This is a genomic window from Streptomyces yongxingensis (genome assembly GCF_055597465.1).
In genome coordinates this window covers 8354483-8379158 of sequence record NZ_CM145717.1, presented here as the reverse complement: position 1 = coordinate 8379158, position 24676 = coordinate 8354483, and the positions used below count along the sequence as shown (strand labels likewise).

24 protein-coding genes are annotated in these 24676 nt (G+C 71.9%); 13 read left to right on the top strand and 11 right to left on the bottom strand.

Going from position 1 to position 24676, the window contains the following annotated elements:
• Positions 1 to 7: 7 nt before the first annotated feature.
• The 5 genes from ACZ6TD_RS35995 to ACZ6TD_RS35975 all read right to left on the bottom strand — a co-directional run bounded on the left by ACZ6TD_RS35995 (position 8) and on the right by ACZ6TD_RS35975 (position 7204).
• Positions 8 to 997, bottom strand: a complete 990-nt coding sequence (locus tag ACZ6TD_RS35995; protein WP_471344804.1) for an ABC transporter substrate-binding protein — start codon at positions 995 to 997, stop codon at positions 8 to 10.
• A gap of 80 nt (positions 998 to 1077) precedes the next feature.
• Complete coding sequence (locus ACZ6TD_RS35990) at positions 1078 to 1830, bottom strand: amino acid ABC transporter ATP-binding protein (RefSeq protein ID WP_471358355.1); 753 nt, start codon at positions 1828 to 1830, stop codon at positions 1078 to 1080.
• A 5-nt stretch (positions 1831 to 1835) separates the two neighbouring features.
• Positions 1836 to 2726, bottom strand: a complete 891-nt coding sequence (locus ACZ6TD_RS35985; RefSeq protein ID WP_471344802.1) for an amino acid ABC transporter permease — start codon at positions 2724 to 2726, stop codon at positions 1836 to 1838.
• 157 nt (positions 2727 to 2883) lie between these two features.
• A complete protein-coding gene (locus ACZ6TD_RS35980) occupies positions 2884 to 4857 on the bottom strand; it encodes an FAD/NAD(P)-binding protein (protein WP_471344800.1) in 1974 nt (657 codons plus the stop codon).
• Between the two features lie 1129 nt (positions 4858 to 5986).
• A complete protein-coding gene (locus tag ACZ6TD_RS35975) occupies positions 5987 to 7204 on the bottom strand; it encodes a DUF5685 family protein (protein ID WP_471358352.1) in 1218 nt (405 codons plus the stop codon).
• Between the two features lie 233 nt (positions 7205 to 7437).
• Here ACZ6TD_RS35975 and ACZ6TD_RS35970 point away from each other — a divergent pair, with 233 nt between their 5' ends.
• Positions 7438 to 7869 (top strand): cell division protein SepF, encoded by a 432-nt coding sequence (locus ACZ6TD_RS35970; RefSeq protein ID WP_470006318.1) that lies wholly within the window; start codon positions 7438 to 7440, stop codon positions 7867 to 7869.
• Between the two features lie 30 nt (positions 7870 to 7899).
• On the opposite strand, the gene ACZ6TD_RS35965 is transcribed toward ACZ6TD_RS35970, so the two are convergent.
• Positions 7900 to 9087, bottom strand: a complete 1188-nt coding sequence (locus ACZ6TD_RS35965; RefSeq protein ID WP_471344799.1) for an acyl-CoA dehydrogenase family protein — start codon at positions 9085 to 9087, stop codon at positions 7900 to 7902.
• 387 nt (positions 9088 to 9474) lie between these two features.
• Entirely contained in the window at positions 9475 to 11199 is a 1725-nt protein-coding gene (locus ACZ6TD_RS35960) for an MFS transporter (RefSeq protein WP_471344798.1), read from the bottom strand.
• A gap of 410 nt (positions 11200 to 11609) precedes the next feature.
• On the opposite strand from ACZ6TD_RS35960, the gene ACZ6TD_RS35955 reads away from it, so the two are divergent.
• Together ACZ6TD_RS35955 and ACZ6TD_RS35950 are read left to right on the top strand one after the other, a co-directional pair.
• Positions 11610 to 12797: a hypothetical protein gene (locus ACZ6TD_RS35955; RefSeq protein WP_471344797.1), complete on the top strand. Its 1188-nt coding sequence runs from the start codon at positions 11610 to 11612 to the stop codon at positions 12795 to 12797.
• A 320-nt stretch (positions 12798 to 13117) separates the two neighbouring features.
• The gene (locus ACZ6TD_RS35950; protein WP_471344795.1) at positions 13118 to 14152 is read left to right on the top strand and encodes a phosphatase PAP2 family protein; all 1035 of its coding nucleotides are present in this window, start codon (positions 13118 to 13120) and stop codon (positions 14150 to 14152) included.
• 192 nt (positions 14153 to 14344) lie between these two features.
• Here ACZ6TD_RS35950 and ACZ6TD_RS35945 read toward each other — a convergent pair whose 3' ends face one another.
• Complete coding sequence (locus tag ACZ6TD_RS35945) at positions 14345 to 14560, bottom strand: I78 family peptidase inhibitor (RefSeq protein WP_262705124.1); 216 nt, start codon at positions 14558 to 14560, stop codon at positions 14345 to 14347.
• 395 nt (positions 14561 to 14955) lie between these two features.
• Between ACZ6TD_RS35945 and gvpO the strand changes: the two genes are divergently transcribed.
• From gvpO to ctaD, 9 genes are all read left to right on the top strand, one after another.
• Positions 14956 to 15258, top strand: a complete 303-nt coding sequence (gene gvpO, locus ACZ6TD_RS35940; RefSeq protein WP_020872397.1) for a gas vesicle protein GvpO — start codon at positions 14956 to 14958, stop codon at positions 15256 to 15258.
• A 49-nt stretch (positions 15259 to 15307) separates the two neighbouring features.
• Positions 15308 to 15760: a gas vesicle structural protein GvpA gene (locus ACZ6TD_RS35935; protein ID WP_471344793.1), complete on the top strand. Its 453-nt coding sequence runs from the start codon at positions 15308 to 15310 to the stop codon at positions 15758 to 15760.
• Positions 15757 to 16476, top strand: a complete 720-nt coding sequence (locus ACZ6TD_RS35930; RefSeq protein WP_470006305.1) for a GvpL/GvpF family gas vesicle protein — start codon at positions 15757 to 15759, stop codon at positions 16474 to 16476. The genes ACZ6TD_RS35935 and ACZ6TD_RS35930 overlap by 4 nt, the downstream gene beginning before the upstream one ends.
• Positions 16477 to 16493: 17 nt before the next feature.
• Positions 16494 to 16682, top strand: a complete 189-nt coding sequence (locus ACZ6TD_RS35925) for a gas vesicle protein GvpG (RefSeq protein ID WP_471344792.1) — start codon at positions 16494 to 16496, stop codon at positions 16680 to 16682.
• A gap of 80 nt (positions 16683 to 16762) precedes the next feature.
• A complete protein-coding gene (locus ACZ6TD_RS35920) occupies positions 16763 to 17101 on the top strand; it encodes a gas vesicle protein (RefSeq protein ID WP_471358349.1) in 339 nt (112 codons plus the stop codon).
• On the top strand, positions 17098 to 17964 hold the full coding sequence (locus tag ACZ6TD_RS35915) for a GvpL/GvpF family gas vesicle protein (RefSeq protein ID WP_471344791.1): 867 nt from the start codon (positions 17098 to 17100) through the stop codon (positions 17962 to 17964). Before ACZ6TD_RS35920 ends, ACZ6TD_RS35915 begins: the two co-directional genes overlap by 4 nt.
• Positions 17961 to 18161, top strand: a complete 201-nt coding sequence (locus ACZ6TD_RS35910; protein ID WP_471344790.1) for a gas vesicle protein — start codon at positions 17961 to 17963, stop codon at positions 18159 to 18161. Before ACZ6TD_RS35915 ends, ACZ6TD_RS35910 begins: the two co-directional genes overlap by 4 nt.
• 44 nt (positions 18162 to 18205) lie before the next feature.
• The gene (locus ACZ6TD_RS35905; protein WP_233361791.1) at positions 18206 to 18436 is read left to right on the top strand and encodes a gas vesicle protein K; all 231 of its coding nucleotides are present in this window, start codon (positions 18206 to 18208) and stop codon (positions 18434 to 18436) included.
• A 78-nt stretch (positions 18437 to 18514) separates the two neighbouring features.
• Entirely contained in the window at positions 18515 to 20224 is a 1710-nt protein-coding gene (gene ctaD, locus ACZ6TD_RS35900) for an aa3-type cytochrome oxidase subunit I (protein ID WP_471344788.1), read from the top strand.
• Here the strand turns inward: ctaD and ACZ6TD_RS35895 are convergent.
• The 3 genes from ACZ6TD_RS35895 to ACZ6TD_RS35885 all read right to left on the bottom strand — a co-directional run bounded on the left by ACZ6TD_RS35895 (position 20193) and on the right by ACZ6TD_RS35885 (position 23369).
• Entirely contained in the window at positions 20193 to 21152 is a 960-nt protein-coding gene (locus tag ACZ6TD_RS35895) for a helix-turn-helix transcriptional regulator (protein WP_471344786.1), read from the bottom strand. The genes ctaD and ACZ6TD_RS35895 overlap by 32 nt on opposite strands.
• 76 nt (positions 21153 to 21228) lie before the next feature.
• Positions 21229 to 22089, bottom strand: a complete 861-nt coding sequence (locus ACZ6TD_RS35890; protein WP_471358346.1) for a hypothetical protein — start codon at positions 22087 to 22089, stop codon at positions 21229 to 21231.
• 41 nt (positions 22090 to 22130) lie between these two features.
• Positions 22131 to 23369, bottom strand: a complete 1239-nt coding sequence (locus ACZ6TD_RS35885) for a glycosyltransferase family 4 protein (RefSeq protein WP_471344785.1) — start codon at positions 23367 to 23369, stop codon at positions 22131 to 22133.
• A 269-nt stretch (positions 23370 to 23638) separates the two neighbouring features.
• On the opposite strand from ACZ6TD_RS35885, the gene ACZ6TD_RS35880 reads away from it, so the two are divergent.
• Positions 23639 to 24604 (top strand): hypothetical protein, encoded by a 966-nt coding sequence (locus ACZ6TD_RS35880; RefSeq protein WP_471344784.1) that lies wholly within the window; start codon positions 23639 to 23641, stop codon positions 24602 to 24604.
• Positions 24605 to 24676: the final 72 nt, after the last annotated feature.

Here is a 24676-nt window from a genome sequence, read left to right as displayed (position 1 = left end):
CAGCGGGTCACGGCTTGGGCAGTCCGGGCGGGTTGATCTCGGACTTCTTCACCGCCTCGCTGGAGAGCCCCCACCGCTTCAGGACCTTGGCGTACGAACCGTCCCGGATCACGTGGTCCAGGGCCGCGGCATAGGCGTCGACCAGCCCGCTGCCCTTCTTGGTGGTGGCCGCGATCTTGCCCTGCACCTGGTCGCCACCGCCCGAGAAGCGGCCGATGATCTGGGTCTGGCCGGCCGAGGCGACGTGGTAGGCGGAAGTGGGGTTCGGGCCGAAGTAGGCGTCGATACGGCCCGACTGGAGGGCGAGGTAGTAGTCGGTGTCCTTCTGGAAGTACTTGATGTCCACGGGCTTGCGGCCCGCCTTCTCGTTCTGCTTGCTCCAGTCGACCAGGATCTTCTCCTGGTTGGTGCCGGAGGCGACCGAGACGGTCTTGCCCGCCACGTCCTTCGGCCCCTTGACCCGCCAGGAGGTGCCCTTCTTGGCCTCGAAGGCGAGGTCGTCCAGCCGGTAGGTGGCGAAGTCGTACTTCTCCTTGCGCTCCTCGGTGACCGTCACATTGGAGAACACGCCGTCGAACTTGGAGCTGTCCAGGCCGACGAAGAGGTTCTCCCAGGAGACCGGCTGGAAGTCGATCTTGAGCCCGAGGGTGTCGGCCACCAGCGTGGCGATGTCGATCTCGGAGCCGATCCGGGTCTTGTCGTCGGTCGCGTAGAAGCCGAGCGGGGCGGAGGCGTCGGCGCTGCCGCCGATGCGCAGGGTGCCGCGCTCCCGGATCGCGGCCGGGACCTTCGCCGCGATCGAGTCGACCTTCTTCCCTCTGACGCGGTGCTGGTCCGGGCTGATGTTGATGGCGTTCTTCGAGCCCTTGGAGCCCACCGACTCCTGGACATCGCCGTCGCCGCAGCCGCCGAGCAGGGCGGAGGCGGTGAGCGCGGCGACGGCGGTGACGAGGGTGCGGCGGGTCTTCACGGGGGTGCTCCTTGCGTAGGTGGACATCGGTGGTGTGGTGGAAACCTGTGATCTGGTGGCGATGGGGGATCTGGTGAACATCGGTGGTCTCGTGAACATCGATGGCCTCAGAGGACCTTGGAGAGGAACGCCTTGGTGCGCTCGTGGCGCGGCGCGTCGAGCACCTCGGCGGGCGCACCCCGCTCGACGATCCGGCCGCCGTCCATGAAGACGACGGTGTCGGCGACCTCCCGCGCGAAGCCGATCTCATGGGTGACGACGATCATCGTGGTGCCCTGATGGGCCAGGTCCTTGATGACGTCGAGGACCTCGCCGACCAGTTCGGGGTCGAGGGCGGAGGTCGGCTCGTCGAAGAGCAGCAGCTCGGGCTCCAGGGCGAGGGCGCGGGCGATCGCCACCCGCTGCTGCTGTCCGCCGGAGAGCTGCCGGGGGTACGCGGCCGCCTTGTCGGCCAGACCGACCCGGGCGAGCAGCGTCTCGGCCGCGCGCACCGCCTCCTTCCTGGGGCGGCGCAACGCCGAGACCGGTGCCTCGACGATGTTCTCCAGCACCGTCAGATGCGGGAAGAGGTTGAAGTTCTGGAAGACGAAGCCGATCCGGGTGCGCTGCTTGAGGATCTCGCGTTCGCGCAGCTCGTAGAGGCGGTCGCCCTGGCGGCGGTAGCCGACCAGCGAGCCGCCCACGCTGATCCAGCCGCTGTCCACCTTCTCCAGGTGGTTGATGGCGCGCAGCAGGGTGGACTTGCCGGAGCCGGAGGGGCCGAGGACGACGGCCACCTCCCCGGAGCGCACCTCCAGGTCGATGCCGCGCAGCACCTGGAGCGACCCGAAGCTCTTGTGGACGGAGCGGATGTCGACCATGGCGGTCATCGGGTGGCTCCCCGCGAGAAGTGGCGCTCGACGTAGTACTGCGCGATCGAGAGCACGGTGGTCAGGATGATGTACCAGACGGTCGCGACCATCAGCAGCGGCACGACCCGGCCGTTGCGCCCGTAGATGACCTGCACCTGGTAGAAGAGCTCGCCGATCGCCATGACGGAGACGATCGAGGTGCCCTTGAAGAGCGAGATGACCTCGTTGGCGGCGTTCGGCAGGATCGACCGCATCGCCTGCGGGAGCACGATCCGGCGCAGCTGCCGCAGCCGGGGGATGCCGAGCGCGGCCGCCGCCTCCAGCTGTCCGCCGTCCACGGCGAGGACGCCGCCGCGCACGATCTCCGCCGCGTAGGCCGCCTGGTGGAGGGCGAGTCCGAGCACCGCCGCGCTCATCGCCCCGACCAGACCCGCGGTGTCGAAGGAGAAGAAGCCGGGGCCGAACGGGATGCCGAAGTCCAGCCGCTTGTAGAGATAGGTGAGGTTGAACCAGAACAGCAGCTGGACGATGAGCGGGATGGAGCGGAACGCCCAGATGTAGGTGAAGGCGACCGACTTCAGGAAGGGGCTCTGGGACAGCCGCATGAAGGCGAGGACGATGCCGAGGGCGAAGCCGAGCGCGGTGCCGTAGAAGGTGAGCTGGATGGTGATCCAGACCGCCTTGAGGATGGTCCGGGTGGTGAAGAAGTCGGCGAAGACGCCCCACTCCCAGCCGGGGTTGGTGATCAGGCCGTGGGCGCACTGGGCCACCAGGACTGCGGTGACGACGACGGCGGCCCAGCGCCAGGGGTGGCGTACCGGGACGACCTTGAGGGCGGAGTAGTCCTCGCGTTCGGCGCCGCTTGCGGCGGCCTTGCCGACGGGTGGATCGGACGTCAGGGACATGGAGGGTCCTTCGGGGGAGAGCTGAGGGCTGTGCGGGGGATGGTTTCCGGGGGGGGCGCTCAGGCGGTGAGACTCAAGCGGCGAAGCTCAAGCGGTGACGCTCAAGCGGCGAAGCTCAGGCGGTAAGGCTCAAGCGGTGAGGCTCAGGCGGTGAAGCTCAGGCGGTGGCCGTGGCGCGACAGGAAAGCTCGCGCAGACAGAGCAGCAGGGCGCGCGCGGTGGCGTCGTTCTGCCGGAACGCGGGCGCGTTGGTACGGGGCCGGGCGAAGGCGCCCGAGGCGCGGGCGTCGGTGTGCGGGCCGAGTGCGAAGCGGCGCGGATGCGGGCGGCCTGCCCGGTCCAGGATCCGGGCGTCGGCGGGGCTGACGGCGAGCAGTCCGGCCGGGGTGGCGGCGGCGCCGTCGCGGTGCAAGGAGCGCAGCAGGGTGTCCCGGGAGCGGTCCACGGTCGGCTCCGGGAGCCGGGCCTCGACCAGCGCACGGGCCTCGACGGCGTGTCCGGGCACGCTGGCGGAGCTCGCCCGGAACACTCCGCGCACCGGATCGGTGGTGACGGTCGTCTCGGCGCCGAGGAAGCGGACCACTCCGGCGCGGGAGAGCGCGAGCAGTTGCTCCAGCCGTGGCCCCGGCGGGCCGGAGGCGAGGAAGCTGAAGAAGCCGTGCCACCAGCCGCCGATGTCGCCGAGCCGGATCAGCTGGCCGTAGACGGAGAGCAGGGCGAGGAAGACGGCCAGGTCGGGGCTGTGCGCGGGGTCGTGGCGGCGGGCGAGGTCGGCCTCGATATGGCCGCGCAGCGCCTGCTGCAGGGCCTCGGGGTCGCCGAACCGCAGCCCGGCCAGGGGGCGGTCGAGAGTGTCGAGGTCGAGCCGGTCGGCCGGGTCGGGGACGGCCGCGGCGACCAGGACGTCCAGGTCGGGGCTGCCGGGCGGGCAGGCGGCGTACTTCTCCTCGAACGCGGACCACTCCCCGGCCACCCGCTCCGGATGGGCGGTGAACAGCCGGTGGTAGTGGGCGAACCCCAGCTCCTTGACGATCAGCGGCCAGACGTCGCGCCGGAAGTCCGGCCGCCCGGGGCGGGAGAGCAACGCATCGACCTCGGCGGGGCCGAAGAAGCGCGGCACCGGGGGCCGCTCACCGCTCAGCGAGTAGCCGATCTTGGCGTGGTACGGCACGCCGCGCCGCGAACCGGCGTACAGCACGGGCTCGCGGCCGGAGGGCCGGTAGGCCAACTCGCCGTCCGGGCCGCGCTCATAGCGTCCGCCGCGCCCCTCGGTGAGCAGCACCATCAGATCGACGAAGGCGAGGCCCAGGCCGCGTACGATCACCGGCTCGCCGGGGCGCAGCGCGCTCACGTCGCTGTCGGCGGTGAACTCCGGTGGGAGGTGGACCAGTTGGTGCTCGGCGGCGAACGCGGTGAGGGCCCGCTGCTCGGCGTCGGGTTCGGCGTCGAGGTGGCCGAGGGCGAGGACCACGGCGTCGGCGGTGAGCGGCGCGGTCCGCCCCTCCAGCCACACCTGCTGCCGTCCGTCGCGCGGCCCGGTGACGCGGACGGCCCGGTCCCGGTGCTCATGGACGGTGGTGCCGGGCGGCAGATCGGCCACCGACCGCTCGTACACCCAGCGCAGATAAGCGCTCTGGAGGCGCCTGGTGGCGAAGCTCCGCCCGGTCAGGGCGGCGGCCTCGGCGGCGAGTTCGGGCGGCAGGGCGTGCGGCGGCTCCGCTCCGCGGATCTCGCGGGCCCATTCGGCGAGGGAGGGGCCGGGGCGTATCGGCCCTTCGCGCTCCACCGACTCGTCGGTGAACATGGTGACGTCCTCGGCCATGGAGTTCATCCACAGCAGCGGGGACTGGTCGGGGCGCCAGATGCGGCCGCCGCCGGGCGGATGCGGGTCGACCAGGTGCAGCTCGAACGGGGCGCCGTCGCCGTACAGCTCGGGAGCGTTGGCGGCGATGCGCTCGATCAGACCGGTGGCACGCGGGCCCGCGCCGACGATGACGATCGTGGCGGGTGACGCGACCGTGGCGGGTGACGCGACCGTGGCGGGTGAGACCACCGTGGCCGGTGACGCGACCGTGGCGGGTGATCGGAAGGGGTGGTCCGGATGCGCGGGATGGTCCGGGTTCGCGGACATGCGGAGGCTCCGTGAGTTCTGAAGTGAACACACGCATGGCCTTCACACACGCCGAGCCCCTCAGCTCGACAACGGCCGGGCCCCTCAGCCCGGCATGCCGACCTCTCGGCCCGGCATGGCCCTGAGGTTAAGACGCTCCCACGGTGCGCTGTCAAGACTGTCCGAACTGTGAGCGGTGCGTCTCACCGCGGTTGACGGGGAAGCGGAAGGCTGCTCCACTTGCCCCATGGACTCAAGGCAGCGACTGGTCACGCGCGACCACATCGACTTCGGTCGGGTGTGGTCGTCGTCCTGTTCGGGCTGACCGCCCGCCTCCGCTGCCGTAGGGGGACTCCCTCCCCCAGCGCTCCGAGGCTTCGCCAGCGCCCGCCGGATTCCCTCCCCCGGTGTGGCCGCAGCACATCCGCGTCGTCACGCGCTTTCGGCCTTCCCACACACGCCAGTGCTCCACCCCTCCCCTCTGCCCGTCCTTCGGCTACGGGTGTCCGGCGGGTCTTTCCCCTCCCCGCCCCTTCCCGATACCAGGGGCTCCGCCCCTGGACCCCGGGCCCCGCCATGCGGCGAAGCCGCATGGCGATGCCGCGGGAAGGGGCGAAGCCCCGGTCCGGCGTCTGGGGCGGATGCCCCAGTTTCGGGGCCTGGGGCGAAGCTCCGGCCCGGAGTCTGGGCCGGAGCCCCGGTTTCGGGGTCCGGGGCGGATGCCCAGTTTCGGAGTCCGGGACAGAGTCCCGGCCCGGCCGGGGCGGATGCCCCGGTTTCGGGGTCCGGGAAAAGCTCCGGCCGGGAGTCTGGGACGGAGCCACGGTTTCGGAGCCTGAGGCGGATGCCCCGGCCCGGGATCTGAGGCAGAGCCACGGCCCGGAGTCCTGGGGCAGAGCCCCGGCCCGGAGTCCTGGGGCAGAGCCCCGGTCCGGGGTCTGGGGCGGAGCCCCGGTCCGGGGTCTGGGGCGGAGCCCCGGTCCGGGGTCTGGGGCGGAGCCCCGGCCCGGAGTCCTGGGACAGAGCCACGGCCCGGGATCTGGGGCGGAGCCCCGGTCCGGGGTCTGGGGCGGAGCCCCAGTTTCGGGAAGGGGCGGGGAGGGGAGGGGCCCGCCGCAGGCGGCACGATCCGTCGGACGCCCCGCAGCCCTTAGCAGTCGCAGCCGCAGTCACAACCATCACAGCAGTCGCAGCTACAGCAGTCACCACAGTTGCCGCAGCAGTCACAACAATCGCAGCAGTCATCGCACTTATGGCACAGGCCCTCGCGCGGCTGCCCGGTCCACGGGTCGTGGTACGGGTCGCGGCAGCACACCTGGCAGGTGCAGCAGAGCCCGGTCCACACCAGACAGCCCGCGATCAGCCCCCGCCGGCGACCGTGCGGCGGCTCCGGGGGCGCGCCGCCGGGACCGCCCGGGTTGATCCACGGCGACTGTGGCGGCCCGTAGGCGGACTCCGGTGCGCCCGGGGCGCCCGCGCCCTGGCCGCCGGTGTGCGCACAGCCGGTGGTGCCGAAGGCGCGGTCGACCGCGCGCCCCAGCTCATGGACCAGCAGTACGTGGGCGAGGCGCCCGGAGCCCTTGCCAGCGAATTCGGTGTCCTTGAGCGCCAGCCGCACCCCGTGCACCGCGTCGTCGCACAGCCTGCGGACCTCGGCCAGGTCGGTCCCGGTGGCCGCGATCGGGTTCCAGGCCCCGGTCTCGGCGTCCTCGTCCAGGTCCTCCACCGCGTCCAGCAGATGCGCCAGCCGCCCGAAGAGCCGGCCCGCCTCCTCCAGCGGCGCCCGGTTGCCGGGCCGCCCGGCCAGGACGGCGGTGTGCCCGAAGGCCGCGGCGGTCGCGGTCTCGGTGGGCTCGGTGACGGTCAGCAGGGAGGTGCCGGGGCCCGCGAGGGACTCCAACTCCTCCTGTCGGCCGACCGCGTCGAGCAGCAGCGCGGTGTCGAAGCCGAGCGCGGCGCCACTGCGCTCCCCCGCCCGGTCCCACCGCCCGGCCACCCGGCGGGCGGCCGCGGCGACCGGCCGCCGGGCCAACGCCCCGTCGCCGTCGGCCACATGGTCGCGTACCTTCGCCGAGGCCAGGACCAGCGAGACGGTGGCCGCGAGGCGCGCCCCCTCGCCCTGGGCGACCGACGCCGTCCGCATCCCGCGCAGCGGACAGGGCCCGGCGGTCCGCCGCCAGCCCTCCGACCGTCCGGCCTGGGCCTCCACCAGCACCGATATCACCAAGCCGTCGTAATTGGTGGCGATGCGGGCGAACTGCCCGTGGTCACCCCGCAACGCGAGGCACAGCCCGCACAAATGCGCCATCCACTCGGTGCGCAGGTTTTCCGACAGCCGATGCCGGCAAGGCCGGATAATGCCAAACACCACGATCCCCGTTCACCCGTACGTCCCCGACGTCACCCGTCCGGCAGCGGCGGAGTCTACCCACCGCGCCGTCAGCCCCCATAAGCAGGTGGAACTCTGATATGGCGCCAGCCGTTGTGCACCAGTAACGTCACGAATCCCCTGTGCGGCCGCAATCCACGTGGCAGACCATCCGCATCATGGACGACCATAGAGGGGCGGACAGTACACACCATCAGGGAGAGGAGGCGTCCATGGGATCGGTACGCAAGGCAAGTGCCTGGCTTGGCCTCGTCGACGACAGCGATGACGAGCGCTACTACGACGACGACTACGCCGAGGGGTCCGAGCCCGGCGACTCCTGGATGACCGACCCGCGAGCGCGGGTGGCCGACGAGACCGCGCGGGACCAGGGCACCCGGATCGCCACGGTCACCCCGGACGGTTTCCGGGACGCCCGCGGCATCGGCGAGCTGTTCCGGGAGGGCGTACCGGTCATCGTCAATCTCACGACGATGGAGTCCGCCGATGCCAAGCGCGTGGTGGATTTCATGGCCGGGCTGATCTTCGGGCTGCGGGGCTCGATCGACCGGGTGGCCAACCGCGTCTTCCTCCTCACCCCGGCCGACTACCAGATCGTCAGCGGTCAGTCCGGCCACGCCACGGGCTTTTTCAACCAGAGCTAGGCCCTGTCCGGGCCTGGCCCCCGGGGCCGCTCACCGGAAGGCGTCGATTCCGGTGAGCGCCTTGCCCAGCACCAGTTGGTGCATTTCGACGGTGCCCTCATAGGTGAGCACGGACTCCAGATTCGTGGCGTGCCGCATCACCGGATACTCCAGCGAGATCCCGTTGGCGCCCAGAATCGTCCGGGCCGTACGGCAGATCTCGATCGCCTCCCGCACATTGTTCAGCTTGCCGAAGCTGACCTGCTCGGGGCGGAGCCGCCCCGCCTCCAAGCGCCGCCCCAGATGGTGGGCGAGCAGCACCCCCTTGTGGAGTTCCAGCGCCATATCGGCCAGCTTGGCCTGGGTGAGCTGGAAGCCGCCGATCGGCCGGCCGAACTGCTCGCGCTCGCGCGCGTAGTCCAGCGCCGACTCGAAGGCGGAGCGGGCCGCGCCCATCGATCCCCAGATGATGCCGTAGCGGGCGTGGCTCAGACAGCTCAGCGGCCCGCGCAGCCCGGTGACCTCGGGCAGCACCGCGTCGGCGGGCAGCCGCACCTCGTCCAGGACCAGCTCGCTGGTGACCGAGGCGCGCAGCGACCACTTGTGCTTGATGTCGGGGGCCGAGAAGCCGGGCGCGTCGCTGGGGACGACGAAGCCGCGGATGCCCTCGTCGGTGCGGGCCCACACCACGGCGACCCCGGCCACCGAGCCATTGGTGATCCACATCTTGCGGCCGGTGAGCACCCAGTCCGAGCCGTCCCGCTTGGCGTAGGTGCGCATCCCGGCCGGGTCGGAGCCGTGGTCGGGCTCGGTCAGCCCGAAGCAGCCGATGACCTCGCCCGCGGCCATCCGGGGCAGCCACCGCTCCTTCTGCTCCTCGGAGCCGAAGCGGTGGATGGCGTACATGGACAGGGAGCCCTGCACCGAGATCAGGGAGCGGATCCCGGAGTCGGCGGCCTCCAGCTCCAGACAGGCCAGGCCGTACTGGATCGGGCCGGCGCCCGCGCAGCCGTAGCCGGTGAGGGACATCCCGAGCGCGCCGAGGGAGCCGAGCTCCCGGGCCAGTTCGCGGATGCCGGGCACCTCGCCGCGCTCGTACCAGTCGGCGATGTGCGGCAGCACGCGGTCGGCGGCCCACTGCCGCATGGTGTCGCGGACCGCGAGGTCCTCGGGCTCGAGGAGATCGTCGAGCCCCAGCGGGTCGCGCGGATCGAACGACGGCAGGGTGCCAGCGGACATGGGTGGCGGCCTCCGGTGGATGCGGTTCCGGGTACGCCGGGCGCGTACCGGCCGCCGGGGCGTGTCCTCCCGCCCGGCGGCCGGGGTGATCAGCCCGGCCGCTCCGACGCTACGACCGGGTAACCCCTGGCGTCCAGACCTGCTCACGCCGGGTCATCGGGGGCCGGGCGGCGCGCGGGCAGTACGAAGCCGGGCCTCACACGGCAGGGCCCCCGCCTCACGGAAGGGCCCCCGCCCCACGGGAAGGGCCTCGCCCCTGGATCGGGGGTCTGGGGCGGAGCCCCAGTTGTGGGAAGGGGCGGGGAGGGGAAAGAACCGAGAACCGGCGGACACCCCTTAGGACCCAGCCCAGCCCGGACCGGACCAGCCCGGACCGGCCCGGGTCGGTCAGGACTCGGCGGCGACGGTGGCGCGGTCGAGGCGGGCCGGGGCGGCCGTGCCGTCCGGGTCCTGCTGGTCCGCCGGGTCCTGCTGGTCCGCCGGGCCCTGCTGGTCCGCCGGGCCCTGCTGGTCCGCCGGGCCCTGGCTGGACTCCTCGTCGTCGGCGGCGCACTCCATGGTCTTGGGCAGCCGCAGCGCGGCCAGCGCGCCGAGCAGCAGCAGCCCGGCGCTGACCGCGAGCGTAACGTGCAGACCGTGGACGAAGGCGGCGCGGGAGGCCGAGCGCAGGGCCTCCCCGGCGTGGCCGCCGAGCCGGTCGGAGACCTTGTACGCGGCGCCCAGCGACTGGCTCGCGTCGGAGCTGGCGGAGGCGGGGACGCCGGGCACCGAGGAGACGCCGGGCTTGTAGGCGGCGTTCATGACGCTGCCGAGGAGGGCGATGCCGATACCGGCGCCGAGCTGGTAGGAGGTCTCGCCGATGGCGGCCGCGCCGCCCGCGGAACCGGCCGACGCCTCGTTGAGCATGGACTCGTACGCGCTGAAGAGCGTGGTCTCCAGGCCGAAGCCCAGGACGATGAAGCCGCCGACGAGCACCGCGGGCCGGTCGGACTGGCCCATGGCGGTGAGCGAGAGCACGGCGAGGGCGGTGAGCGCGAAGCCGACCGCGACCATGACCCGCGGGCCGAGCCACTGGAGCATCCGGGACCCCACGAGCCCGGCGGCCATGGCGGCGAAGGTGAGCGGCAGCAGCCGCAGACCCGTCTCGAGCGGGGAGAGCCCGAGCACGAGCTGGAGGTACTGGGCGGCTATGAGCTCCAGGCCGACGAGCGCCAGCAGGGCGAGCACGATACAGCCGACGGAGATCGAGAAGGCGGGCCGGGCGAACAGCTTGAGGTCCACCAGCGGATGCGTACGGCGGCGCTGGCGGCGGACGAAGAGCACCAGCAGCACCGCCCCGACCAGCACCGGGGCGGCGGTCACGGCGTCCAGCGGCCCCGCGCCGCTGCCCACCCGCTTGACGCCGAGGACGACGCAGAACAGCCCGCACGCGGCCATGACCGCGCCCAGCACGTCCCAGGGGCCGTTCTTGTCGCCGGTGGACTCCGGCAGCAGCCAGCGGCCGACGGGCAGCGCCACGATCATCAGGGGCAGGTTGACCAGGAAGACCGAGCCCCACCAGAAGTTCTCCACCAGGAAGCCGCCGAGCAGCGGGCCGACGGCCGCGCCGACGGCGGCGACCGCGCTCCAGATGCCTATCGCCAGCGCCCGCTCCCGGCGGTCCGGGAAGACCTGGCGCAGTATCGACAGGGTGGCCGGCATGATCATCGCGCCGCCGACGCCCAGCAGGGCGCGGGCCACGATGAGGATCTGGGGGTTGGGGGCGAAGGCGGCGATCGCGGAGGCGGCGCCGAAGAGCGCGTAGCCGAGCAGCAGCACGCGTCGTCTGCCGACGCGGTCGCCGAGGGTGCCGAAGAGGATCAGCAGCGAGGCGCAGACCAGTGGGTAGACGTCCACGATCCACAGCAGTTCGATCGCGCCGGGGCGCAGATCCTCGGTCACGGCCGGGACCGCGACATGGAGCACGGTCGCGTCCACGGCGACGAGCAGCAGGCTGACGCAGAGCACGAGGAGCACGACCCAGCGGTTGGCCCCGCCGCTCGCCTCGGTGCCGCGCCATTGCCGGGGAACGCCCGCCGTCCGCCGATTGCCGGCCGTGGTCGTCCCGGACATGTACGCACCTCCCTGGGTCTTGCGCTCGCGGTCCGCCGTCGTGAGGGCGGTACGTCACGTCGTAGGGACGTCCGGGTGGCCCCGGTGGCGAAGGCGCGAGTGAGAGGTCAGGGTACGCGAGTCCCCGCGCGAGCCGTGTGCCGCAGGTCATGTTGGGACCGGACCGCGGATGATTACGGAGGCGTACGTTCCAGACTTCCCCTTTTGTCCCCCTGCCCCTCTGCCGTCCCTCCTGTGTCTTCCCGGCGGCCCACCCGCGTCCCACCGGTGGTCGTCTTCGGTTCGTCTTCGGTTCGTCCTCCGTTGTTGCGCGGCCCCCCGACGTAGTTGTCCACAGCCCCCGCGGCCCTCCGCGCAGGGTTGTCCACAGGCCCCGCGGGCGGCCCGGATCATCCTTGATAATCGTCGCCGTGACTGATCTCGCCCAGGCCGGCACCGCGCCGCTCAGCGACGACGGCCGACCGGGCCGCGCCGCTGGTCGCGCGCTGCGCCGGGCCGCTCCAGCACTGCTCGCATATGCGGGGACGCGCCTGCTCGGGCTGGTGGTTCTCGCGATCTGGGGAGCCTTCGCGGACAAGAGCCCGCACCAGTTGCTCTCCGCGCGCTGGGACTCGCTGTGGTACACCCGCATCGCCGAGGAGGGGTACGGCTACACGCTCCATCTGCCCGACGGCGCGGTCCACTCCAACCTGGCGTTCTTCCCCCTGCTCCCGGCGCTGGAGCGAGCGATATCGGCCATAGCCCCGCTGGACGCGGCCGACGCCGGTCTGCTGGTGAGCTCGGTCACGTCCCTGTTCGCCGCCTGGGGGATCTTCGCGATCGGGGACCTGCTGTACGGACGGCGGGTGGGCGTCACGCTGGCCGTGCTGTGGGGTGTGCTGCCGGTCGGGATCGTGCAGTCGATGGCGTATTCGGAGTCCCTCTTCACGGCGCTGGCCGCCTGGGGGGTCTACGCGGCGCTCACCCGGCGGTGGCTGTGGGCGGGGCTGTGCGCGGCACTGGCGGGTCTCACCCGGCCGGTGGGGGCGGCGGTCGTCGCGGCGGTCTGGGTGGCGGCCGCGGCGGAGCTGCTGCCGGGCGGGCGCCGGCGCCAGGCGTGGCGCACATCGAGGGGGCTGCTCGCGGGGGTCGTGCTGGCGCCGCTGGGCTGGCTGGGCTATGTGGTGTGGGTCGCCCTCCGCACCGGAAGCGTCACCGGCTACTTCGACGTGCAGAACGGCTGGGGAAACGGCTTCGACGGCGGTCTGGCCTTCGCGGGCTTCATCGGGGGGCTGCTGATCGAGCCGCCCTTCGTGGGCGGGCTCGGGCTGCTGCTCGGCGTCGGAGCGCTGATCTGGCTCGCGGTGCGCTGTGTGCGGCAGCGCCAGCCGCTGCCGCTGCTGGCCTACGGCGGGGCGGTGCTCGTCCTGGCGCTGGCCGCGAAGGGGTACTTCGGCTCCAAGCCCCGGCTGCTGATACCGGCCTTCCCGCTGCTGCTGCCGATCGCGGTCGCCCTGGCCCGGCTGCGCCCGGTGCGCACCGCGCTGGTCCTGGGGTCGGCGGGGCTCGCCTCGGCGGTGTACGGGGCCTTCTGGCTGCATGGCTCCGGACCGCCCTGATCCGGCCACCGCCGTGATCCGGCCACCCCGACCGGCGCGGTGGAGCCCCGCGGACGATCACTCCCGGCCACCCGGCGACGCCAGGGGAAACTTCGGGGAACGCTTTGGCTAATAGGCGATAAACACACCCTGTAAGAATTCCATAAAGTCCCTGAGACACGCCCATTGGAAGGCCGTGAGCAGAAAAGCCCCGGGGCCTCGCGCATTCCTTGGAAAGGCGCGGCCAAAAGGCGTGGACGAGACGCACTCCACATCACATCGTCATCACAAAGCGACCTGATCGACTGAACCCGCCTGTCACGCAATGTAACGTCGATTAGGTGCGTACCGAAGACAGGCTCCCCGCGACCGAGGAGCGAAGGCCCGATCTCGCGCGACCGCGCATGACCCGAACACGCTTCTGGCTGCTCGGGACCACGCTGGCGGTCTACGCGGCGACCGTGATCGGCGTGCTCACCACGTCATGGCTGGTGAAGCTCGACTGGCAGGTCATGCTCTTCCGGCCCTACAAGCAGTGGCCCGAGTTCCACACCTTCCTGGACTACTTCGTGGTCATGGGCCAGCGCGGGCCCACCGCCGTGGCGGTCGCCGCCTGGCTGGGGTGGTGCTGCTACCGGCAGCGCACCCTGCGCCCGCTGCTGGTGCTGGGCACCTCCCTGCTGCTGCTGAACGCCACCGTGGGCGCCGTGAAGATCGGCTTCGGCCGGCTCGGTCCGCACTACGCGACCACCGTCGGATCCAATGAGATGTGGCACACCGGCGATATATTTCCTTCGGGTCACACCGCGAACGCCGTGGTCACCTGGGGTGTGCTGGCCTATCTGGCGACCACCCCCGTGGCCCGCAGGGTCGCCTCGCTGATCGCCGCGGGCTTCGCCTTCGGCGTCGGCATGACCACCGTCTACCTCGGCACCCACTGGCTGAGCGATGTGGTGCTGGGCTGGGCCGCCGGGGTGCTGGTGCTGCTGGCACTGCCCTGGCTGGAGCCCGCCATGGCCCGCGCCGAGGTGCTGCTGCTGACCCTGTGGCGCCGGTTGCGCGAGCGCCGGGCGCCCGTGCCGGTGCCGTCCGGGCGGCCGGTCGCCGGGACCCCGCTGGCCACCCCGCGCACCGCCCGCGACGACGAGCTGCCCACCCGCGAGACCGTGGCGGTGGTCCGGCCCGGCGCCGCCACCGGCCGGAGCCCCGACGGGCGGCCCCTCCACCCGGTCCGCCAGCACACGGTGCGCTCCGAGCGCACCCCGGTCACCCCGGTCGGCAGCCGTCGGCCGCCGCACGCCGACCGGGTGCCGCGCGCCACGGCACCCTTCGGCCCCTCCGGCGCCTCCCGGGGCCGGACGGCCACCGGAGGCTGAGCCGCCCACCGGGCCGCGGGGGGCGGTACGCACCCCCTCCCCCGCGCCGGGCCGGTCGCACCACGGCCCCGGAACGCTCCGGCGAGAGCGTTCCGGGGCCGTGGCCGTCTCCGCGCCGGGCGCACCGGCCCGTCGGCGCGTCGGCACGCGGCGGCGCGGACTCGAGCCGGTCGGCCGGTCAGCCGCATCCCGTCAGCCGCGCCAACAGCGCTTCACGGTGCCGTCGTCCACCTCGAAGTCGATCCGCCCCCGCAGATACTCCATGGTGATGATCGCACCCGGCGGAAGCGTCCGTACGGTGCTCCAGCCGCGTGCGCGCGCCCTTTCCTCGGCGGTGCCGGCATCGAGGCCCACATAGCTGTCGAGGTCGTCGTCGGGTTCGGCCGGAAGGTTCGGTACAGGTCCCATGAGAGCCACGGTAGGTGGCTCCCTACAGGTGGCAAACCCAGAGTTGTCATGAACCGCCACAGGACTACCACCGCCCCATCCCTCTCACGGCCGCCATTCGTCACACTTGTGTCACAGAAAACACGCCCGGGTTTGTGAGCGACTTCATCACTCTTCCGGGGCTTGTGTTGACGCCTCGAAGACGATTGCGAGTTTCCGTCGATATCCCGCGCCAAACGGCCGGCTCCGGTATGGGCGGCGGCGCGCGGGCGAGATCTGTCGAACAATTCCCGCGGCGACCGGAAAAGCACGGCCCGGACCCCTCCGGAGCGCACAATTCCGCCACAAATCGCCGGGGGCCGAAGCCCGAGGTTTACACCCACCCGGGCGCGGTACCCGCCGCCACCGGAGCCAACATGACTGACAGATCCGATGAGACCCCCGAGAAGACGGCGGCCGGCGATCCGAGCCCGCTGGCGCTCCTGCGTGCCGCCCGTGAGCAGCTCGTCGAGCTGACGGGCCTGCACCCCGAGTCCCTCCCCCGTCTGGAGCGGACCGACGACGGGTGGCTGCTGGAGGCCGAGGTGACGGAGCTGGCCCGGGTGCCGGAGACGATGAGCCTGATGGCCCTCTACGAGGTGACCCTCGACCCGGACGGCCTGCTGACCGGCTACCGACGCCTGCGCCGCTATGAGCGCGGCCGGAGCGACCGCCGCTGACGTCGGCGGGGGACTGGACGCCACCGGATACGAGAGGAACACACCCGACATGACCACTGTTGTCCCGGCACAGCAATCCAGGGGCGGGGGCGGCACAAGCGGCCTGTACGACGTCCTGGAACTCATACTCGACCGAGGGCTGGTGATCGACGCGTTCATCCGAGTCTCCCTGGTCGGCATCGAAATACTCAAGATCGACGTTCGGATCGTGGTCGCGAGCGTCGACACCTATCTGCGGTTCGCCGAGGCGTGCAACCGCCTCGACCTGGAGTCGGGCCCGAACAAGTCCCCCGGACTGCCCGAGGTCGTCGAGGGCATCACCGAGAACGGTGCGCGGGGGAAGACCAAGGGCGCCCTCTCCGGCGCCGGCGACACCGTCTCCAAGGCCGCCCAGACCGTGGCCGACGCGATCCGGCCGTCGGAGGAGGAAGCGGAGGAGGAGCCGCGCCGGCGCCGTCCGGCCCGTAAGGCGACGCCACGGAAGTCCGAGGAGTCCTCATGACCACGTATGTCTACGGCATCGCCCGGGGCGAGGTCCCGGACCTGGGCGATCGACTGCTGGGCATCGGCGACCCCCCGCTGCCGGTCCGGGCGCTGAACGAGGGCGAGCTGGCCGCGATCGTCAGCGACTGCCCGCCGGAGCTCAAGCCCCGGCGCCGCGATCTGCTGGCCCACCAGCATGTGCTGGCCGAGGTGAGCGGCTCCCGCGCGGTGCTGCCGATGCGCTTCGGCAGCGTCTCCTCCAGCGACGACGACGTCCGCAGCGTGCTGGCCGAGCACGCCGACCGCTACCAGGACCAGCTGAACCGGCTGACCGACCGGGTGGAGTACAACGTCAAGGCCGTGCACGACGAGGACGCGGTGCTCCACCAGGTGCTCGCCGAGGAGCCGGAGCTGCGGATGATGGCGGAGGCCAACCGGGCGGCGGGCGGCGGCACCTATGAGGATCGGGTGCGCTTCGGCGAGCTGATGGCGGGCGCGGTACGGGCCCGTGAGGTGCGGGACGCCAAGCTCGTGGAGGAGGCGCTGGCGCCGACCGCCGAGGAGGTGCGGCCCGGCCCGGAGAGCGGCGGCTGGTTCGTGAGCCTGTCGCTGCTGCTCGGCAAGGACGCCGCCGATCCGCTGTTGTCGGCGGCCGCCGATCTGGAGCGGGCCCATCCCTGGCTGAAGCTGCGGATCAACGGTCCGCTGCCGCCGTACAGCTTCGTCGAGTCCTGATGCTGATGATCGGCTGGGTGCTGAGGCAGGTCGTCGCCGCGGCGGAGCGGGAGTACTACGACCCGGCCAACATCCAGCGCGCCCTGGCCGAGCTGGAGACCCAGCTCGACCAAGGCGTGATCGACGAACGGGAGTTCGAGCGGCAGGAGGACGTGCTGCTCGACCGGTTGGAGGAGGCACGCCAGTGGGCGAACGGGACTCTGTGACCACCCGGGGCGGTGTGGCCCCGACGGCCGGCGCCTACGGCTCACCGGCGTCGTCGCTCGGCTCCTCGGGGTCGTACGGGCTGGCCGGGCGGGGTGAGGGCGGGGCGAACCTCGCCGACATCCTGGAGCGGGTGCTCGACAAGGGCGTGGTGATCGCGGGCGATATCCGCATCAATCTGCTCGACATCGAACTTCTCACGATCAAGCTGCGGCTGATCGTGGCCTCGGTCGACAAGGCGAAGGAGATGGGCATCGACTGGTGGGAGCACGACCCCTCGCTCTCCTCACGCGCCCGTACCGGGGTGGACGGCGGCGAGAAGGCCGAGGTCACCCACCGGGAGAGCGCCGAGGTCACCAGTCGGAGCGGCCGCGAGGACGCCGAGGTGACCAGCGGGGAGAACCGGGAGACCACCGAATGACCGACGGACTGCGGTACGCCTACGCGGTCGTGCGCGACACCGGTGCGCCGGAGGCCGACCTGGACGCCCTCACCGCTCTGGAGGGGGTGACCGGCGTCGCGGGCGAATCGGTGTACGCCGTGCGCCATCTGGGGCTCGCCGTGCTGGCGGGCGCCGTACCGGCCGAGGATTTCGACGAGGGCCCGCTGCGGGAGCGGCTGGAGGACATGGCCTGGCTGGAGAAGGTGGCCCGGTCCCATCAGCGGGTGGTCGACACCGCCGGTGCCGAGTCCTGTGTCATACCGGTCCGGCTGGCCACCGTGTGCCACGGCGACGAGGGGCTGCGGCGGATGCTCGCCACCGGCCGGGAGCGGTTCGCCTCGGCGCTGGACCGGCTGGAGGGCCGGGTCGAATGGGGCGTCAAGGCGTATGCCACACAGCCCGCCGCCGAGCAGGCGGCCGCCAGGACCGCGCACGCCGCGGCCGCCCCGAGCGCCCCGAACTCCCCTGGCGCCATGTCCGGCCGCGACTATCTGCGCCGCCGCAAGGCCCAGCGGCAGGCCGCCGAGCGGCGCTGGGGCGATACGGAGGAGGGCGCGCGGCTGGTGCACGACACCCTCAGCGGGCTGGCCGAGCAGTCCCGGCTGCATCCGCCGCAGGACCCCAAGCTGTCGGGGATCTCCGACCGCAATGTGCTGAACGCCGCGTATCTGGTGCGGCGCGAGGACGGCGCCGACTTCGCCGAGCGGGTCGGCGAGCTGGCCGGGCGGACGCCCGCGCTGCGGGTGGAGCTGACCGGCCCCTGGGCGCCGTACTCCTTCACCGCCATGGACGAGACCTCGGGCGCGGAAGGGGAGACCGAGAGCGCGGGGGCGGACGGATGACGATGGCCCCCGGGAGTCCCCTGGCCCATCAGCAGATCGCCCTGGTGGACGTGTTGGACCGGCTGCTGGCGGGCGGCGTGGTGATCACCGGTGATCTGACCCTGCGGATCGCCGACGTCGATCTGGTCCGCATCGATCTGCGCGCGCTCATCAGCTCGGTCAACGCCAATGTGCCGTCCCCCTGGGAGGAACCGTGAGCCGCAAGCTGGAGCTGGACCAGGACACCGTCGAGCGCGATCTGATGAAGCTGGTGCTCACCGTCGTGGAGCTGCTGCGCCAGCTCATGGAGCGGCAGGCGCTGCGCCGGGTGGACCAGGGCGATCTGACGGAGGACCAGGAGGAGCGGATCGGGCTGACGCTGATGCTCCTGGAGGACCGGATGGGCACGCTCTGCGACCGCTACGGCATCGCGCCCTCCGATCTCAATCTGGACCTTGGGCCACTCGGTCCGCTGCTGCCCCCGAGGGAGTGACGCTCGGGGCAGCTCCCCGGATCACGGCGCCCACCGGGTGATCATGGCGATACCCGCCCAGGACACGGAGGAGTCCCGATGGCGACAGAGACCGCGCGGGCCGCCGGTCCGGTACGGGAGACGCGGCAGGGCAGCGTGCTGGTGGACTGGCTCACCACCACCGACCACAAGAAGATCGGGCATCTGTATCTGATCTCGTCGTTCGGCTTCTTCCTGGTCGGCGGCGTGCTGGCGCTGGTGATGCGCGCCGAGCTGGCCCGTCCGGGCCTCCAGATCGTCTCGCAGGAGGAGTTCAACCAGGCGTTCACCCTGCATGGCACGATCATGCTGCTGCTGTTCGCGACCCCGGCGTTCGCGGGGTTCGCCAACGAGATCATGCCGCTCCAGATCGGCGCGCCCGATGTGGCCTTCCCGCGCCTCAACATGCTGTCGTACTGGCTGTACCTGTTCGGCGGGCTGATCGTGGTGGCCGGTCTGCTGGTGCCGGGGGGCGCCGCGGACTTCGGCTGGACCGCCTACGCCCCGCTCAACAGCCCGATCCGCTCCCCCGGTATCGGGGCCGATATGTGGATCATGGGGCTGGCGCTGGCGGGCTTCGGGACGATCCTGGGCGCGGTGAACTTCCTGACCACCATCATGGCGATGCGCGCGCCGGGCATGACGATGTTCCGGATGCCGATCTTCACCTGGAACACCCTCTTCACCTCGATCATGATCCTGATGGCGTTCCCGGTGCTGGCGGCGGCGCTGCTGGCGCTGGAGGCGGACCGGCGGTTCGGGGCGGTGGTCTTCGATCCCCGGTACGGCGGGCCGCTGCTGTGGCAGCACCTCTTCTGGTTCTTCGGCCATCCCGAGGTCTACATCATCGCGCTGCCGTTCTTCGGCATCATCAGCGAGATCATCCCGGTCTTCTCACGCAAGCCGATCTTCGGCTATGTGACGCTGATCGGCGCGACCATGGCCATCACCGGGCTGTCGATGGTCGTCTGGGCCCACCACATGTTCGCCACCGGATCGGTTCTGCTGCCCTTCTTCTCCCTGATGTCGTTTCTGATCGCGGTGCCGACCGGGGTGAAGTTCTTCAACTGGATCGGCACCATGCTGGGCGGCTCGGTGTCCCTGGAGGCGCCGATGCTGTGGGCGGTCGGGTTCCTGGTGAGCTTCCTCTTCGGGGGGCTCACCGGCGTCATCCTGGCCTCACCGCCGCTGGACTTCCATGTCACGGACACCTACTTCGTCGTGGGCCACTTCCACTACGTGGTCTTCGGGACGGTCGTCTTCGCGATGTTCGCCGGGTTCTACTTCTGGTGGCCCAAGTTCACCGGGAAACTGCTGGAGGAGCGGCTCGCCAAGATCCACTTCTGGACGCTGTTCACCGGCTTCCACACCACCTTCCTGGTGCAGCACTGGCTGGGCGTGGAGGGGATGCCGCGCCGCTACGCCGACTATCTGGCGGCGGACGGCTTCACCGCGCTCAACACCATCTCCACGATCGGCTCCTTCCTGCTGGGCATGTCGACCCTGCCGTTCCTCTACAACGTCTGGAAGACGGCCAAGTACGGCGAGAAGGTGGAGGTCGACGACCCCTGGGGGTTCGGCCGCTCCCTGGAGTGGGCGACCTCCTGTCCCCCGCCCCGGCACAACTTCACCACGCTGCCCAGGATCCGCTCCGAGTCGCCGGCCTTCGATCTGAACCATCCCGAGGTGGCGAGCCTGACGCAGGAGAAGGACCAGCGGCCGACGTCGCGGGGCTCGGTCAGCCCAGGGCCCGATCCAGCCGATTCCTGAGTTCCCGGATGTGGTCGTTCAGCTCCACCGGCTCGCGCACCTCGAAGTCGAAGCCGCTCAAGCCGATATGCATCACCAGCACATCGAGGCTGTGGGCGCCGGTGTGCAGCAGACAGCTGTGCTCGTCCACGGCCTCCAGCACCCCCACCGTGGCCGTGAAGCGCTCGGCCGCCCGCTCGGCGGGCACCCGCAGCAGCACGGTGGCCCGCTGGGCGTAGACGGAGGTGGTGATGCCCCGGGCCACATAGGCGGCGATGTCGTCGGCGGGCGGGCGGCGCGGGGGGAAGCGGGGGCCGTGCGGCGGGGTCGGGGTGATCCGGTCGACCCGGTACGTACGCCAGTCGGCGCGTTCCACATCCCAGGCGACCAGGTACCAGCGGCGCTGTGCGGCGACCAGCCGGTGCGGTTCGGCGGTGCGGCGGGTGACCGCACCGCCGTGGTCGCGGTACTCGAAGCGCAGCTGATGGCAGTCCCGGCAAGCGGCGGCCAGCTCGGTCAGCACCCCGGGGTCCACCCCGGGGCCGCCGCTCCAGCCCGACAGCGGCACGGTGAAGGCGGTCAGCGCGCCCACCCGGCGGCGCAGCCGGTCCGGCAGCACCTGCTCCAGCTTGGCGAGGGCCCGCACCGAGGTCTCCTCGATGCCCTCGACCCCGCCGCCCGTCGCCTGGCGCAGCCGCACCGCCACCGCCACCGCCTCCTCGTCGTCCAGCAGCAGCGGCGGCAGCTGGGCACCCGCGCCGAGCTGATAGCCGCCGCCGGTGCCCGGCGCGGAGTGCACCGGATAGCCGAGCTCGCGCAGCCGGTCGACATCGCGGCGCACGGTGCGCGGGGTGACCCCGAGCCGGTCGGCGAGGTCAGCGCCGGACCATTCGCGGTGGGCCTGCAGCAGGGAGAGCAGGCGGAGCAGTCGGGCCGAGGTCTCCAGCATGCGGCCGAGTCTGCCACCGATCGAGGACGGCCTTCGTCCTCAAGGCTGTCCTCGGTTCTCCCTCAGGATCCCGGGCTCAGACGAGCGCCTCGATCCGCACCGCGAGATCGTTGTCCCGGGTGTAGTACGGCCGGGCGAGTGCCTCCCCGCGCGGACCGGCCACCGTGCGCGGCGGATAGGTGAAGATCTCCTTCTTGTCCGCGACATCGTCCAGGATCCGGGCGAGCCGCGCCGGGGCCATGGTCTGGTCCGCGGGGCGCAGCCACAGGTCCCAGACGTCCGCACCGCCGTCCCAGGTCCGCGCGAGCTCGGCGTAGGAGAGCGTGAAGGAGAAGTCCGAACCCTCCACCTCCAGCGGTGCCGTCCGCACCGGGGCCTCACCCCCGCGGCAGCGGGCCTCGACCACCGCGTCGGCCAGCCACTCGGACGGGTACGCGACGCGGTAGAGCCGCCCCCGCACCTCCATCGTGTCGTCCTCCAGCCGGATCTCCCCGGCCTCGGCGTGGGGCGCCCGCCGCCAGCTGCGCAGCGAGAGATTGCCGTGCTTGGTGGCGTACGGGATGCGGACGGACAGCGGGGAGGTGCTCGGCCCGGGGCGGCGGTCCACGAGCGAGCGCAGATCGTTCAGTCCCGGGGCGAGCCGCCGCGGCTCGGCGTCCCGGTAGGCCACATGGACGTCCCAGCGGCCCTCGGGCAGGGCGACGGTGCTGGGCAGGGCGGCCTGGAGCCGGCCGTCCGCGGTGGGGCCAAGCGGCAGCCGCACCTCCCCGTCGGGGGCGTCCCTCCCGCCCCTGCGGAACAGCACCAGCGCCCCGCTCCAGTCGTCGTGGCCGCCCGGGCCGGGGCGGGCCCAGTCGGCGATGTGGAAGGTGAGCCCACCGGCGGAGTCCGCCACGCAGTCGGCACGGGCGGGGGCGGCCTCGGCGGCCTCACTCATTCTGTCCTCCTCGACGTGCTGCGTTGCCTGTGCTGGTGCACTCATGCGACACGCACCTTCCGCAGGGAGTCCTTGGCGGCGAACGCGCCACCGATCAGGGAGCCACGGGCGCGGTGCAGGGAGCCCCGCAGGCCGCTGCGGCCGATCAGCTCGGAGAACAGCGTCTCGTAGCGCCCGGCCACCCGCGAGGGGTCGAAGCGGGCCGAGTCCTTCAGCGCCGCCTGCCCCATCTGCTGGCGCAGCTCGTCGTTGTTGATGAGGTCGAGCAGCGCGGCGGCGATGGCGTCGGTGTCGCCGGTGGGGACGAGACGGCCGTCCACACCGTTGTCGATGATCTCCGCGGGCCCGTGCGGGCAGTCGGTGGACACCACGGGAAGGCCGCAGCGCATGGCCTCCACGATGGTCATGCCGAACGACTCCAGGCTGGAGGTGACGGCGGCTATGGAGCCCTTGGCCCACTCGGGGTCGAGCGGATTGGCCGGGCCCATCAGGAAGACGTTGTTGTAGAGGCCGAGCTGGTCGATGAGGGCACGCAGCTTGGCATGCTGGGCGCCGCCACCGTAGATCCGCAGCCGCCAGTCGGGGCGGGCCTCGCTGACCTTCGCGAAGGCGCGTATCAGCAGGTCGTAGCGTTTCACCGGGGCCAGTCGGCCGGCCGCGACCACCCACTTGCCGGTGCCGTCGGCGGGCTCCAGACCGGGCGCGGGCACGCTGTTGGGGACCGCCTCGACCCGCACGCCGGGCAGCCGCATCTGGCCGCGGTAGGTCCGGGCGTCGGCCTCGGTCACGGTGGTCACCGCGTCCAGCCGGGGGTAGACGGCGCGCAGGGCCCGCTTCAGTCCCTTGGAGTGGGTGCTGAGCGTCAGATGCTCCTGGCCGACCCGTACCGGACCGCGGCGGGCCTCCCGGGCGATGTGGACATTGAGCCCGGGCCGGGTTCCGACAACGATATCGGCCTCGAGCGAGCGCAGATGATCCGCGATACGACGGTCGGTGAGCGCGCTGTACTGCTTGTAGCGGCCCTCGGTCACGGGGAAGACCTGCGCCGGGCGGCTGTGGTCCGGGTCGCCGCCGTCGTAGGACGGGCTGCTCTTCCGGAGGTCCACGAGATGGCTGAGCCGCACCTGCGGGCCGGGGTCGAAGATCGGCTGGTCGCGGTGGCGGAAGACCGACACGATCTCCACATCGTGCTGCTCCCCCAGGGTGCGGGCGAGGTTGTACGTGGTCCGGATCGTCCCGCCGATCCCGTACGCGTTGTGAATAAGGAAAGAGATGTGCATCCGGCCCCGTATCCCACTGCTTCCCCGCGGACGGGTGTGTCGTCCGCCTACCACGATGTAAGACGGTGAAAAGTGGCACAGGGTTGGGTTTCATCACCTTCTTGTGCCCCAACAGATGTGAAATCGGTAGGGAGTCGGGGGAACTTTTCGGCCCGACGGTGCATCAGAGCGCGGGGTGGCCGGGCGCGTGACCCCCGCCCCGCATGGCCCGTTGTCTACGTATGGGCCGGGAACCACCCGGCCCACCCACCGAGACCGAGGAGCCACCCGTGCCGCGCATGCTCGACGTCAGCGATGACGTACGCGCCGAGATCGGCGACGAAGAAGCCGACCGGCTGCTCGCCGGGGACAACGCCCCGGGCGCTTACGACTGCACGTCCTGCCGCACCCCCGGCAACACCGAGCAGGAGCGGACCAGCACCGTGCTCTTCGTGGGGCAGGAGACGGCGGTGCTGGCCTTCGCGCACGCCACCTGCGTGCCCTCCCAGGTCGTCCCGGTCTCGGAAGACCAATTGCGCGGTGCGGTGCGGTCCATCACGGGTGAGGACACCGCGCCACCGACCGCCGAGGCGTCGTACGCGCCGCCGGTGCCGGCCGCGTCGCATGCCTCCACGTCGTACTTTCCCGGCCCGGCGGCCCCGCCCCCGGCCCCTGCCCCATCGCCCGCCCCGGTCCCGTCTCCGGTGTCGTCCGTCGCCGTGTCGCACGCCCCGGCCCCGTCCGGCGACACCCCGGCCCCGTCCGGCCACGCGCCGGTGCCGCAGCAGGCGGTGCTCGGTGTGACCAGCGGGGTGGTGCTGGTCGGTCAGGAGGCGTGCGCGGCGCTGGTGGTGGAGCCGACCGCGCCGATCTTCCGCCCCGGTTCGATCAGCCATGGCGACGAATTCCTGCAGCTCCTCAGCGAGCAGGGGTTCGCCCCGGTGGTCGATCTGGGCCGGCCGCCCGCGCCCAACCCCGGCTGGTCGGTGCTGCTGGCCATGGGACGGCTGCACGCGGTGCTGATGCCGGCGCCGGGCGGCGGCCGCCCGGTGGCCTGGTGGCAGGCGCACAGCCCGATGCCGCTCAGCGAGGGCTGGCGCAGCGCCGTCGGCCGTTCCCAGAAGGTGCTGGTCTACGCCGCGGCCGCGGGCACGATCGGCACCCAGCCGCGCGAGGACCAACTGCGCGCGGCGCTGGACCGGGCCGCCGCACGCGGCGCCCTGGTCGGCGCGTCGATGCCGCTCGCGGGCACATGACCGCCATGGCCGCCGCCGTCCCGGACCTCCCCCCGGACCTCACCGACCCTTGGTGGGCAGCCCATTCGCCAC